Genomic DNA, 12766 nt, shown 5'->3' on the forward strand with positions numbered 1-12766 from the left:
ATCTCCGGAGAGCTAGTGGCGGTGGCCGCCGTCGGGGTGGCAGCACATGTCGATGACGACCGTGCCGGCGAGCAGGAGCACCTCGTCCTCGCCGTCGGCCACGTCGACGCCGTAGGTGTCGGCGAGCGTGAACCACTGCTTGGACACGGTGGCCACCTGGCGGTCGCCGCGGGTGATCGCGTATTCGTGATCGGTGAGGTTGCCGGATGCGTGGAGATCGTCGGCGCCCGGAACATCGACCGAGAATTGGCAGTGGAGGAAGGTGAAAAGCGCCTTCGTGACGACGGCCGCGACGGCTCCATCACGATAGATCTCGTACGTGGGCTTCAACGAGACGACGCGCTGCTTGATGAGCGCCAACTCGCGGCCGCTGAGATCCCGGAACGACAATTGTGAGCCGAGGCTTATCGCCTTGCCGTCCACGAAGAAGGCGTCGCGGCCGGCGTCGTCCTGGATCGTGAAGTCGTCGCCCCAGGAGAACAACTTCTGTTTCATCACATAGCGCATGGTCGCGGCCGGTTGGCGGACCTGCGGATGGTACTGCGGCGCACGGCGTGTGTCGAGGCGCCGAGTGGAATCTTGGTCAATTGCGAACCCGCGGGGCGGTGCACACGCATTGGGTGGCCACGGCCATGCCGCATGCGGATCCCGCCGCGGCGCCTCAGGCCCCCGGTTTGGGGCCGAACATCTGGTGTAGTGCCTTCCAGATGAGTGCGTACGTTGTGTACGCCACGAACGCCGAGCACAATACGACGAGGGCGACGACTTCGAGCGCCACCCGGAGGTTCAGCATCTGCATCCAGTTGCCGGCGAGATATCCGCGGACGCCGAGGATCACGATGCTGAACGTGAGCAGCCAGCGGGCCATGCGCACGGCGCCGCGCATGGCGTACCGCTTACGCCCCATGGCCTCGGATAGTTCGTACTCCTGGCGCGTGAGGCGCGGGTTGGGGGACAGGAAGTCGCGGAGGGTCATCGGAATATTATTGGTATAGTATCGAATACCGGACGGATCATGGCGCGCGCGGAATCCGCAATGTCTCGATCTCCCATGGACCCATCGGCACCGAGAGTACGCGACCTTTTGGCGCGAAGGTCTTGCCCGTGGGCCGCTCGATGAGGTCGGTCTCCTGGACCGTCACGGCCCATGGGAGCTGCAACACGGCGGTGGTTGCCTGTCCGCTCGTCTCGACCAGCCGCACGATCCATGCATCTCCGTCCTCGGCCCGTTTGAGCGCGCCGAGCGCCACGGTCCCGCCCTTGATGGTGAGCGCGCTTGCCGTGCCGCGCCCGTGGCCGCCATGCGCATTCACGGCCACGGCACGCATTGGCTCATTGAGCGACCGGGCCGTGGCCAGCACGGCGGGCGATCGCCAGTCTCCGGCATGCGGTACGATGCTGTATTCGAACGTCTGCGTGCCCATGTCGGCGTGCGCATCGGGCGATTTGGGGGACCGGAGCAGCGTGATGAAGATGGTATCGCCAAACGCGCTGTACCCGTACTTGCCTGCATTGACGATGGCCACGCCGTAGTCGCCGGCCGGCGTCGAGCCGTCCACGAAACGAAGCATCGGCGTCTCAAACCGGGCACTGTCCTGACGCGTGCGCGGCCGAGTGGTGCGGCCGATCACCGCGTAGGGAATCTCGGCATGCGTGCTGTCCACGTGGAAGGCAAGGGGGAACACGGCCTTCAGGAGTTCATGCGACTGGTGCCAGTCCACCGTGGTTTCCACGTCGAGGCGGTCGCCGTCGGCGGGCAGCTCGTAGCGCTGGGTGACCAGCGAACTGTCCTTGCCACGGTAGACGGTGATGGAGGTGCCGAACGCGTCGCGCCCGATCCGCGGGGGCGTCTCGGCGGTGCGCGCCACGAGCCAGGTACGCGCGCCGTCGAGATTGTCGATGTTCCACGCGTCGTAATCCTTGGGCCGGTCCACCATCAAGACGAGGCCGTTGGTGGTGGGTCCGCGGGCCAGCACGTCGCGTCGGTGCACCTTGTCGTACATCCGCGCGATGCCGCCGGTGGCGGAATCGATGGTCACGCGAAGATACCGGTTTTCCAATGTCCAGCCAGGAACGACGGTGGCGGGTGTGGGCTTCGACGGCCGTAGGAAGAAGACCGCCGTTCCGACTGCCGGCACGGGTCCGACACGCACCCGGATGCGGCCCGAGTCACCGGGCTCGGTGGGCAACGGGCGCCCTTGGCTGTCGAACGCGGTCCACGCGGCGGCCGCGCCGGGACCGTCCCCGCCGGCGGGGGGAGCACATTCCACCACGTCGGTGCGGGCCACGCCACTGGGGTTGAACGCGAGCATCGGCACGTCTCCCGTGCGCAACGGCCGAGTGTCGAGCGGCTCGGCGATTGCCCGGAGCGAGGTCGCCAGCGCGCCGCTGGCGAGCGCGTTCGCCTCGCGATAGTCCGCCGTCGCGTCCGTGTAGATGGAGTCGATGCCGGACCCGGCCATCAGGTCATGGAATTGGTTGAACAGCGTCGTGTGCCAGGCGTCGGTGAGCGCCCGGTGCGGGTATGGCGCGGGCGACACCGTCGCCGCAGCCTCGGCGGCGCCGAGCAGACCCTCCATGTGGCGATTCCACCGCTTCATCTCGCTCTGTGTCGTGAACACGCCGCGGTGGTACTCCAGGTACAATTCGTCCCGCACCACGGGCCCATCGGCGGGAAAGTCGGTCCGCATCCGGGTGAGCGCGTCGGTGGGACTGTCGTCGCGCATCACCGGGAAGGCCGGAATGCGTTCGAGGTCGTGCGAGCGCTCGAGCATCTCCATCGTCGGGCCGCCGCCGTGGTCGCCCACGCCGTATAGGGTGAGCATGCGCGGTACGGCGCTGGAATCGATCGTCGTCCGCTCCTGGGTGGCGAGCGTCTGCGGATCGAGATCGCTATCGTACCCGTAGGGGATATACGAGAAGATCTTCGAGCCGTCGGGACCTTCCCAGTAGAACTGGTTGAGTCGTGCGGGCCACTTGTCGGTGTCGTTCCATCGGAGCTTCTGCGTGACGAAGAAGTCGAGGCCGCTCTTGAGGAAAATCTGTGGCAGCGACCAGGGATACCCGAACGTATCGGGGATCCACGCCACGTGCGCCGGATGGCCGAACATCTTGATGAACGTGCGCTGGCCGTACAGCCCCTGGCGCACGAGCGACTCGCCCGACGGCATGTTGACGTCGGGCTCGAGCCACCAGCCGCCGACCACGTTCCAGCGCCCCTCCTTGTCCAACTGCTTGATGCGTGCCAGAACGTCGGGTGCTTGCTTGGCGAGTGATTCGTAGTACACGGCAGCCGACGCGGCGAAGTGCATGTCGCGGTACTTCGCCATGAGCTTGGTGGCGGTGGCCCAAGTGGCGTCGATCACGCCCTGTGTCTCGCGCCACCGCCAGAGCCAGGCGGCATCGATGTGCGAGTTCCCGACGAGGTCAATGGTATCGCGCCGGACCCGGGCCACGGCGGGCGCCAGCCTCTGCACCCACTGGGCGATCGCCGTCTGGTAGGGCGTGCGGACCGGGAGCAACATGGCCCGTCCCAACTGCTGCGCCACGGCATCGCCGGGAACGGCGATCGTGCTGTCGCGGGTGAAGAACCTGGCCCACTCGGCGCCGTCGTGGATCTCGTGCCAGCCGAGGTCGGCGATGCGGAGCACCGGCGGGTCCCACCATCCGGAACCGTTGGGATGCACGACAACGGTGAGTGACGCCCCGCGGTTACACGGCGCGCAGAGCGTGACGCGGCCCATGGAGTCGGCCGAGGCGGGGTTGCCGTTCACGATGAACGAGCCACGCGGAAGAAATTCGCCGGCGTGCAATTGGAGCGTGAAGCCGCCAAGCTCCACCGGCACCTGGAGGGAGAATCCGATGGCTGCGAGTCGCCGCCGCACCGTCGAGTCGGCGAGGACGGTATCGAGCGGGGCCCACCCTGCGGGCGAACTCGCGGCTTGGGTGGCGGTGGCCGCCTGCCGCCACGCGTTGAGCTCGATGGGTCGAGAGAGCAGGTCGAGCAGACCCGCCGCGGTGACCGGAACCTCCGCCGTGCCGATGCCGGCCACGGCCGACGAATCCGCGGCGTCGGAGGCGTCGCTGGACATGAGGATTCCGCTGAGCCGGCTGTCGACGGACTGTCGCACAGGCGCCGGGGCGACGGCGACGCGCATGAGGTCGGACCAGCGTGCCGGGAAATTCACGGCCGGGTGTGACGCGCCCGCGGCGACGGTCGTGGCGACACGCGTGCCGCCGAACTCGAACAGGGCCGCGGCCGCCGACGATACCTTGCGTTCGGCGCAGACCTGTAATGGAACCGTGAGCGCACTGCCATTCGCGTCGTTCACGAGGCGCGCGTTCTGAGCGACCGCGATCGGACCGACGCGGAGGTTGGACCAGGGCACCGGGCTCGGCGCGCCGCCGTCGGGTGAATCGGAAACGACAATGGCGCCCACCGGATCGGGGCTATCGGAGAGGAACCGGGCGCCCATGCCCATCCCGCCACCGCGATTGACCACCTTGTACACGAGGCGGTTCACACCCTTGTGCAGGTGGAGCGTGAGGGAATCGGTACCGCGGCCGACGCCGCGCGCGATGTCGTTGTGCTCGAGCAGCTGACCGTCGAGCCAGACGATCACGTCGTCGTCGCTTTCGACGCCGAGCCTGACCGTGCGGTCGTCGGGGCTGGCCAGGTAGGTCTCGGCGTACGCCGCGGTGTTATCGAGCGAGGTCTGCGCGAAGCTCTTGAAGAAGTCGAGTTGGCCGAGCTGGTCCGCCGAGACGGGCTGCCAGACGTGCCCGCCGGCGCGTTCGCCGGCGCGGGCCTGTAGCTGCGTCGGATTGCCGATGTCCTGTTTGTCCAGGCGCAGTGCGCCGGTGTCGACGGGAAACGGTCCGATGAGGAGCCAGGGAACGAGGGGCCGATCGCAGATGCGCGAGGCGACGTCGTCTTGTTGAGCAGAGGCGCTGGACGCGGCGGCGGTGCCGGCCAGGGCGAGGCAGGCCGCGGCGTGGCGGAAGGGGCGGATGGACATTGGCGGAAGATGACGATCGTGCCCTGCTCTGACCAGCGGTGGCGTCCGCTTACGACGTTCGGCGCCGCTTCCGCCGGTGCCGCTGCTCCCAGAGGTGGCCACTCGCCAGTCCCAGGGTGGCGCCCACGACGCCCCCGGCGAGCGCGCCGACGAGCACGGACATCTCGAAGTCGAACAGGCCGCGTACGGCCTGGTGGCGGCGCATGCCCGTGAACAGGAGCAGCCACGACTCCATGCCCCACCAGAGCGCGCCGGCCACGCCCCCCAATACCGCAGCCCCATGCGTGAGTGCGGCGCGCCGCGGCTGGTAATAGCTGTTCTGCAGCGTCCCGAATTCGAGTTGCCGTTCCGTACGTTCCTCACTGCGGCCCCACCCCGATCGCAAGATGATCACGCCAGCGAGCGCGCTCACCACCGCCACCCAAAGGGCTGGCGTGTGCCTGGCGACGATCACCGCGTGGGGTGTGTCCTGCAACGCGAGCACCACGACCAGCAAGACGAGAATCCCGAACATCAGCCATTGGCCGATGGTCGGGCTCGTGTTGCGAGGGATAGAGGGCGTGGGAGGCATGCGACCGCGTACGCGGGCAGGTCGTCGGTTGTTGGACGGCGGGCGCCGTGTGGGTTACGACTTCCCGGCTTTCAAGGACGCCTTCCGCAGCGACGATGCCCCGATCAGGAACACCGCCGACACCGCGGTGATCGTTGCCAACTCGTACGGCCAGAGGTGGCTGCCCGGATCAACGAGATTGCTGGCGTACGAGAAGACCAGATCACCGACGATGGCGATTATCGGAAGCCGGGCGGCCATGCGCCAACCGCCATCCCACCGGCGCATGGCGCGGAACGCCGAGATGAGCACGGCGAACGGAAACGCCATCAGGAGCACGAGGCCGACGGAATTTGCCATGAGTGTTTAGTGAAGTTCCCGGATCCGGATGTTGCGCAGCGACAGCTCGCCGTCGTGATCGCCCTGGATGCCGATGAGGCCGATGGCCGCTTTTCCGTAGTCGGGCCAGTCGTTGAATTTGCTCGTCTTGACACGAGCGACCCAGTCGGGGCTGCCCAGGTCGTACGCGAGCAGCTTCCGTCCGTTGAGCCAGTGTTCGACGTGGTTGCCGTTCACGATGATGCGCGTGGAGTTCCACTCACCGGCCGGCTTCACGATGCCGGCCGGCGACGGGTACACGGCATAGTCGGAGCCGGCCGCGGTGAGGCGGTCGCGACCGTCGGGTGCGTTGGCGTCGTCGAGCAACTGGAATTCCGGCGCCGTCCAGTAGATGTGGTCGTATTCCTCGGTCCCGCGGTAGAAGATGCCCGAGTTGCCGCCTTTACTGATCTTCCAATCGATCTCGAGTTCGAAGTTCGCGTACTGGGTTCGCGTCACGATGTCGCTGGTCGTGGTGTCCTTGGTGATCGTGCCGTCCACAACGTGCCACGCCGAGATGTCCGCGTTGCGGTATCCGCGCCACTGGTCCATGGTCTTGCCGTCGAACAGGGAGTGCCACGGGCCGGCCGTAACTGGGCCGGCGGCGCCGCGCTGCGACATTTGCTGCGGCGGGGCGCAGGCCCCAACCCCGGACGCAAGCGCGATGGCCAGAACCGCCCGGACGGAATGCTTCATAAATATCCTCGAATGAGTCGTGGGTCAGATCGCCCAGCCGGCGCGGAACTGGCGCGACAGGTAATGATCGATTTCAGGCATGTTGGTCACCCGCATGTTCTCGGCATCGTAGTAGATCTTCTTGCCCTGTCCGGCCCGCAGCGCGATTACGCCGAGCAGCATCGTTTCGGTCAACTGGGACGCATACGATATCGGCGAACTCTCGGCAGCCAGTCCCTTGACCGCCAGGGCCCAATTGCGCTCGTGACTGACCGTGATCCGCGGAATGGTCTTGGGCACGGCGCGCGCCACGTCCATGAGTTCTTCGGGGTAACAGTGCGGGTTCTCGCCGTAGGTATCGTAGTGGAGGATGCCCTTCTCGCCGATGAACAGGCCCCCGCCGTCGCTCTGCAATTTCACCTCGTCGGGGAGCACGTCGGGGCGAGGTGGGAACAGCCCGCCGTCGTACCAGAACAGCTTGACCGGCGGCCGGCTGCCGACGGCTGGGAACTCATAGTGCACCGTCGTCGACAGCGGGTACGTGACCGGCACGCGGTGCGGGCGGGCCGGCTTGCCGTCCGGGCCCATCTCGCCCGGAGCCGGCGGTATGACGCTCGTGCCCCAGGGGGTCGAGCTCGCCTCGATGCTCGTGGGCTGCGTGAGCCCGAGCGCCCAGTACGGGTGGTCGATCAGGTGCGCGCCCATGTCGCCCAGGGCACCGCACCCGAAATCAGTCCACCCGCGCCAGTTGAACGGATGATAGATGGGGTGGTAGACGATGTCCTCGGCCACGGGGCCCAGGTACATGTCCCACCGTAATCCGTCGGGCATCGGATAGTCCCCGGCCATGGCATTGGCGAGGATGTTGTCCACGCCGCCCTGGCTCCAGCTCTTGCCCAGGCGCGCCGCCTGCTCCGGAGTTGCCTTGGCCGGACGGGGAATGCCCTGCGGCCAGTAGCCCCACGGGCGATTCGTCCACACGTGCGCCTCGTGCACGGTCCCGATCACGCCGGCCTGGATCCACTCGTTGATCAACCGGGCACCGTCGCCCGAATGCCCCTGGTTGCCCATCTGCGTCTTGACGCCGGTCTTGGCCGCCGTTGCCCGCAACACACGGGATTCGTATACCGAATACGTTAGTGGTTTCTGAACGTATACGGCCTTACCGGCGAGCATGGCGGCGTTGGCCACCACGGCGTGGTTGTGGTCCGGGGTCGCGACCACCACTCCCTCGATGTCCTTCTGCTTGTCGAGCATCACCCGCCAGTCGGTATACTTGGTGGCCGCATCGAACTGCCGTTTGAGCTCTGCCCCGTCGGGGCGGTCGACACCCTCGCCGGTCTTCAGTTTGGATGCGACGTTGGTGGCCGAGAAGGCCAGATCCACGTCGCACACGGCGACGATGTGCTCGGTCTTGGAGAGTTCGAGCGCGTTCTGCGAGCCCATGCCCCCGAAGCCGACGATGGCCACTTGGAGCTGGTCGCTGGGGGCGGTGTAGCCCGGACCGCCCAGCACGTGGCGCGGCACGATGGTCGGAAACGCGTTCGGCAGCACCACGGCACCGAGGGCCAGCTTGCTGGCGTCGGACACGAATTCGCGACGAGTGAACTTCTTGTGTGACATTGGAGCGGATCTCCGGTTCGATGTTCCGAGACAAGAGTGCACCCGCCGGCGTCGCCAGGTCAATCGCACGACAAGCAGCCGGCGAGTCGTTCCTCCCGCGCTGCCGGGGTTGCCGAGCGGGAGGCAGGGTCCGAGCAGGTTCTCCCACTCCAAGCTCTTGGCCAGCGAAAGGCCCCGCTTGGAGGGCAGGGCGACGGGCTCCGCTGGCGGGCTTGCGCCGCCGCCCCTGGAGACGCCAAGGGGGCAGCCGTAGGCGGTTGGCCCACACTCCAGTTGGAGGCTCGACAGGCCGTAACCCGCCCCACGTGACCCGCGTGACCGAATCGACTAGATTTAGAAACAGCCAAAAAGGACCTGATGTGATCGAGGGATTCGAGTTCATCGACGGAGACCGTACGTTCACCTGCTCCGTGGGGAAGGCGGCTGCGGTGGGCAACGAGGCATGGTGGTGGTTCACGGTTTCCACGGACGACCGCCAGCGGTATGCTCCATTTCGTGCCACGGCGCGTGACACGCAGAAGGCGATCCGGGCCCGGATTGTCGCGTACTACGATGAGTTGCTCGTTCGCCGTGCGGCTCCGGCCACGCCTTACTGGCGTCGCGGACCGCAGCAGACCGACGCGGCCAAGGCGGCGCCGGTAGTCCCGGAGCCCACTCCCGCCCCGGCGGCAAAGGCCGCCAAGCCCAAGACGGACACGCCCAAAGCCAAACCCGCCAAGGCCCGGCGCAGCTAGGCGCCGGCGTAGAGCCGCATCACGACGGGCGCAGGCGGCGCTGCCGCCTCCTCGATCACCAGGCGGATCTTCCGCACTCGCGTGGACGGGAACCGGTCAAGCTTGGCGTAGCCGATCGTGGTGCCACGCGTGAGCACCGACCAATCGGCGCCGTCGGAGCCGTAGAGGGTGTAGCGGGCCACAGCCTGTCCGTGCGCCACCGGCTCTTCGATCCGCGCCACGGTCGCGGTAGCCGGAGCGGCCAATTCGAGCGACAGCTCCGCGGTGCGTGCTGATGTCCGCGTCCACCCACTGTCCGCGCCGGCCGCTAGATCGTGAGCGAACACCGCATCGCGCCGTGCGCGGAAGGCCGCCAGTCGCTCCACATCGCTATGGTACAGCAGGCCTTCGCGCGTGGGCGGCACGTTGAGCAGCAGCTTGGCATTGCGGCCCACCGACGAGAAGTACAAGTCGAGGAGTGACTCCACCGTCCGGACGTGCTCGTTTTCGGCCGGGTGATAGAACCAGCCCGGGCGAATGGACACGTCGGCCTCGGCTGGGCGCCAAACCGACCCGGCGGGATCACCGTGCTGGAGCGAGGGGATCACCTGCGGGCCGCTCTCGCCGGGATAGGTCACGACTGCCGGGTTCACGGTGGACCAGTTGGGATCACCCGCCGCGCCGCGCTCGTTGCCGCACCACCGGACGTCGGGCCCGGCGTCGGAGAAGATCACGGCGTCCGGCTGGAAGCGCCGTACCGTGCTCCAGAAGCGTGGCCAGTCATAGACCTGCTTCCGGCCGTTGGGCCCCTCGCCGTTGGCGCCGTCGAACCAGACTTCGGCGATCGACCCGTAGCGGGTGAGCAACTCCGTGAGTTGATCGCAGTAGAGATCGTTGTAGCGGGGCGAATTCCCGTAGGCCGGGTTGTTGCGGTCCCACGGCGAGAGGTAGAGGCCAGCGCGCAGCCCTTCCGCGCGGCAGGCGTCCACAAACTCGCGCACCACGTCGCCGTGGCCACCGCGCCAGGGGCTAGAGGCCACCGAATGCGCGGTCGTCGCAGTGGGCCAAAGGCAGAAGCCATCGTGGTGCTTGGCGGTGAGGATCATGGCGCGGAAGCCAGCGGCGCGGGCGGCGCGTGCCCACTGCCGCGCATCGAGCGCCGCGGGATTGAAGATCGCCGGATTCTCGGTCCCATCGCCCCACTCGCGGTCGGTGAACGTATTCACCCCGAAGTGGCAGAACATGGCCAACTCGTCTCGTTGCCAGGCGAACTGGGCGGGGGTGGGAACGGGCCGCCGCGGGGTGGCGGGTGCGGGCGGGCCGCCGCGCACCGGCAGCCAGCATCCGGCCAGCGCCGCGGCGCCCGTGAACACGAACGACCGACGGTCCATGCTAGACCGGCGACGCGATCAACGCGTCGATGTCCTTGCCGATGCTTGCCGGTGGGGCGGAGGGCGCGTAGCGCTTGAGCACCGTTCCGTCCCGGCCCACGAGAAACTTCGTGAAGTTCCACTTGATGGCGCCGGTGCCGAGCAGTCCTGCCTGCTCCGACTTGAGGAGCCGGTAGAGCGGGTGGACGAGTGGACCGTTCACGTCGATCTTGGCGAACAATGGGAAGGTCACGTGGTAGGTATCGGTGCAGAACTTCGCGATCTCCTGTTCGCTGCCCGGCTCCTGATGTCCGAACTGGTCACACGGGAACCCCAACACCGTAAACCCGCGCGCGCGGTAGTTGCGATACAGGGTCTCGAGCCCTTCGTACTGCGGCGTGAATCCGCACTTACTGGCCACGTTCACGATCAGCAGCAGGTTGCCGCGGTAGGGTGCGAGCGTGCCCACCGTGCCATCAATGCCCGTGACTGCGATTTCGTAAATGCTCATCCGGCCTCTCCCCTCGTTCCGTCACGCATCCGGTTTGCGTGCCAGCACCTGAACCACTGCCGCCATTCCGCGATGGTACTTGCCCTCGACCACCTCGCGCTCCGCGTCCTGCGCGAGCAGGAGGTCGAGTCCCGCCAACTCGGCCACCAGCGCCGGCCGCGCCACGAGACGCTCGGCTGTCCGCGGGCCGCCCGTGTCGAAGATCAATTGGCGGGGCGAGTAGGCCTCCACCACCAGGACGCCGCCAGGACGGAGGCCGGCGGTGGCGCCGCGATAGACGTGGCCGCGCAGGGCCGCTGGCAGGTGCACGAAAATGGAGACGATGCCTGCCCATGCGCGGGGCTCGATGACGTATTCGGCGAGATCGGCCTGGATGCATTCGATCTCCACTCCGTGGCGCGCCGCGAGGTCGCGCGCGCGAGCGAGCCCCACCGCCGACTGGTCGACGGCGGTCACGCGGTAGCCCTGTCGCGCGAGAAAGGTCGCGTTGCGCCCCTGGCCCTCGGCCAAGCAGAGCACTGGCCCGCGCGGGATGCGGCAGGCGACGGCGGCCAGAAACGCGTTGGGCTCGGTGCCGTACGCGTATTCGGCTTCGGCGAAGCGTTCGTCCCAGTCGGTCACGTGGTATCCCGCCTCGTCGTGGACGCGCCGAGCCTCGCGGTCAGGAGGCGGCGCGCTGTTCCAGTTGTGCGACGATGACGTAGCGGGCGGGGACGGGTGCCGCATCGCTCGCCAGGGCGACCGGCACGTCGTCGCTCACGCGGTGGACCGTGATGAATTGGGTGGGGACCTCGCGGTCCTGTTCGTCGCGCAGGTGGAGGGCAAACGCATCGACGGCCCGCTGCGACTCGACCACTCGGCGCACGGACGAACCCGCGCCGAGGGATGCGCGGATGAGCTTGAGCTGCTCTTCGCGCGACAGGGAAGCGAGCAGTTCCGGAGCGGGCAGCGGCGCGTCGGCCTCGAATGCGTTCATCGCGTGCTGCAGCGCGGTGAGGATCGGTTCGATCTTCACGAAGGGTGGTTCCGGCTCGAAGATGCCGCTCTGATGGCCGAGGTCGTCGCCCGGTATTCCCAGATTCGTATAGCCGAGCAGTTCGTCGTGACTCCAAAGGGAATATTGCAGAGAGGGGTCCGGTGCGGGGTGGTGGGGGGACGGTCACCGCAGCACCATCATGGAGCGATCGCGCGTCGCGCGCCAGGGATCGGCGACAAATCGCCGATCGGCGGACGACTCCAACGTCAGTCACTGTAGGGATAGTCGGGATCCGCCAACCGTTCGGCGCGCGCCGTGGCTTCGGGGCCGGCGACTTCGCGGGCCATGTGCAGCAGCATGGGGCTGAGGTGCTGGCCGTATCGCACCACGCTCGCAGCGCGTCCACGGCGGCCGAGCAGAAAGGCGAGGAACGATTGGTCCTTTTTCTTGGCGTTGCACTCCTGACAGGAGAGCAGCAGGTTGTCGCGACGGTCGTATGCGGTCTTGCCGCGTCGTGGCGTGGCGTGGTCGAGCGTGATGAGGTCGGGGTCCATCCGGCGTTCGCAATACGCGCACACCGATCCGTGCTGCGCGAGGAGCCAGCGGCGCGTTTCCAGATACGCGGCGCGCGTGGTGGGAAGCGACGTTTCCTGCGACGCGCGGCCCGGACCGTGCCCGCCACGTCGGCCCGACCCGCCGCGCCGGCGCGAGCGCCCGGAGGCACCGGACTTGGCGCCCGATTTTCCGTGGGCGGCGTTGCCCGCCGGGCGGGTGTGGCCGACCGGTTTGGATTGGGCTGAGGACGGCGAATGCGTGCCGCGCCTGGTGGGGTTGTCCGTCACCGGCGTGCGGAGGTGGAATGGAGGTGGCCGGTCATATGCCCGGGAAAGATAGCGCATCCTGGCGGGGCGCCTATCCCCCGTCCCCGGCGGGGCCTAAGTTCTGCGCGGAT

The 12766-nt window shown here is 67.5% G+C and carries 13 protein-coding genes; 1 reads left to right on the forward strand and 12 read right to left on the reverse strand.

Translation table 11 applies throughout. The features are described 5' to 3' along the window. Window positions 1-12: 12 nt before the first annotated feature. From VNF92_10605 to VNF92_10635, 7 genes are all read right to left on the reverse strand, one after another. The gene (locus VNF92_10605; GenBank protein HVA58331.1) at window positions 13-507 is read right to left on the reverse strand and encodes an LURP-one-related family protein; all 495 of its coding nucleotides are present in this window, start codon (window positions 505-507) and stop codon (window positions 13-15) included. Between the two features lie 154 nt (window positions 508-661). Further along, on the reverse strand, window positions 662-976 hold the full coding sequence (locus tag VNF92_10610) for a hypothetical protein (protein ID HVA58332.1): 315 nt from the start codon (window positions 974-976) through the stop codon (window positions 662-664). Window positions 977-1013: 37 nt separating this feature from the next. Continuing rightward, window positions 1014-5018, reverse strand: a complete 4005-nt coding sequence (locus VNF92_10615) for a glycoside hydrolase family 38 C-terminal domain-containing protein (protein ID HVA58333.1) — start codon at window positions 5016-5018, stop codon at window positions 1014-1016. 49 nt (window positions 5019-5067) lie between these two features. After that, window positions 5068-5589, reverse strand: coding sequence for a hypothetical protein (locus tag VNF92_10620; GenBank protein HVA58334.1), 522 nt, complete (start codon window positions 5587-5589; stop codon window positions 5068-5070). Between the two features lie 54 nt (window positions 5590-5643). Continuing rightward, on the reverse strand, window positions 5644-5928 hold the full coding sequence (locus VNF92_10625) for a hypothetical protein (GenBank protein HVA58335.1): 285 nt from the start codon (window positions 5926-5928) through the stop codon (window positions 5644-5646). 6 nt (window positions 5929-5934) lie between these two features. Beyond that, the gene (locus VNF92_10630) at window positions 5935-6642 is read right to left on the reverse strand and encodes a DUF1080 domain-containing protein (GenBank protein ID HVA58336.1); all 708 of its coding nucleotides are present in this window, start codon (window positions 6640-6642) and stop codon (window positions 5935-5937) included. A gap of 24 nt (window positions 6643-6666) precedes the next feature. Beyond that, window positions 6667-8244 carry a Gfo/Idh/MocA family oxidoreductase gene (locus tag VNF92_10635; GenBank protein ID HVA58337.1) on the reverse strand — a complete coding sequence of 526 codons (1578 nt, stop codon included), beginning with the start codon at window positions 8242-8244 and terminating at the stop codon, window positions 6667-6669. A gap of 359 nt (window positions 8245-8603) precedes the next feature. Between VNF92_10635 and VNF92_10640 the strand changes: the two genes are divergently transcribed. Next, entirely contained in the window at window positions 8604-8978 is a 375-nt protein-coding gene (locus VNF92_10640; protein ID HVA58338.1) for a hypothetical protein, read from the forward strand. Here VNF92_10640 and VNF92_10645 read toward each other — a convergent pair. The 5 genes from VNF92_10645 to VNF92_10665 form a co-directional block, all read right to left on the reverse strand. Further along, window positions 8975-10348: an alpha-L-fucosidase gene (locus tag VNF92_10645; protein HVA58339.1), complete on the reverse strand. Its 1374-nt coding sequence runs from the start codon at window positions 10346-10348 to the stop codon at window positions 8975-8977. The two genes, VNF92_10640 and VNF92_10645, sit on opposite strands and share 4 nt — an antisense overlap. 1 nt (window position 10349) lies before the next feature. After that, window positions 10350-10838 (reverse strand): glutathione peroxidase, encoded by a 489-nt coding sequence (locus tag VNF92_10650; GenBank protein HVA58340.1) that lies wholly within the window; start codon window positions 10836-10838, stop codon window positions 10350-10352. Window positions 10839-10859: 21 nt separating this feature from the next. Further along, on the reverse strand, window positions 10860-11459 hold the full coding sequence (locus VNF92_10655; GenBank protein HVA58341.1) for a class I SAM-dependent methyltransferase: 600 nt from the start codon (window positions 11457-11459) through the stop codon (window positions 10860-10862). Between the two features lie 40 nt (window positions 11460-11499). After that, window positions 11500-11853 (reverse strand): hypothetical protein, encoded by a 354-nt coding sequence (locus VNF92_10660; protein HVA58342.1) that lies wholly within the window; start codon window positions 11851-11853, stop codon window positions 11500-11502. A gap of 227 nt (window positions 11854-12080) precedes the next feature. Then, on the reverse strand, window positions 12081-12713 hold the full coding sequence (locus VNF92_10665) for an HNH endonuclease signature motif containing protein (GenBank protein HVA58343.1): 633 nt from the start codon (window positions 12711-12713) through the stop codon (window positions 12081-12083). Window positions 12714-12766 lie beyond the last annotated feature (53 nt).

The organism is Gemmatimonadaceae bacterium (assembly GCA_035533015.1).
In the GTDB taxonomy this organism is placed as follows: domain Bacteria; phylum Gemmatimonadota; class Gemmatimonadetes; order Gemmatimonadales; family Gemmatimonadaceae; genus JAGWRI01.

Coding starts and splice junctions, on each gene's coding strand:
- VNF92_10605 (HVA58331.1), bottom strand. CDS start 507: ATGCGCTATGTGATGAAACAGAAGTTGTTCTCCTGGGGCGACGACTTC.
- VNF92_10610 (HVA58332.1), bottom strand. CDS start 976: ATGACCCTCCGCGACTTCCTGTCCCCCAACCCGCGCCTCACGCGCCAG.
- VNF92_10615 (HVA58333.1), bottom strand. CDS start 5,018: ATGTCCATCCGCCCCTTCCGCCACGCCGCGGCCTGCCTCGCCCTGGCC.
- VNF92_10620 (HVA58334.1), bottom strand. CDS start 5,589: ATGCCTCCCACGCCCTCTATCCCTCGCAACACGAGCCCGACCATCGGC.
- VNF92_10625 (HVA58335.1), bottom strand. CDS start 5,928: ATGGCAAATTCCGTCGGCCTCGTGCTCCTGATGGCGTTTCCGTTCGCC.
- VNF92_10630 (HVA58336.1), bottom strand. CDS start 6,642: ATGAAGCATTCCGTCCGGGCGGTTCTGGCCATCGCGCTTGCGTCCGGG.
- VNF92_10635 (HVA58337.1), bottom strand. CDS start 8,244: ATGTCACACAAGAAGTTCACTCGTCGCGAATTCGTGTCCGACGCCAGC.
- VNF92_10645 (HVA58339.1), bottom strand. CDS start 10,348: ATGGACCGTCGGTCGTTCGTGTTCACGGGCGCCGCGGCGCTGGCCGGA.
- VNF92_10650 (HVA58340.1), bottom strand. CDS start 10,838: ATGAGCATTTACGAAATCGCAGTCACGGGCATTGATGGCACGGTGGGC.
- VNF92_10665 (HVA58343.1), bottom strand. CDS start 12,713: ATGCGCTATCTTTCCCGGGCATATGACCGGCCACCTCCATTCCACCTC.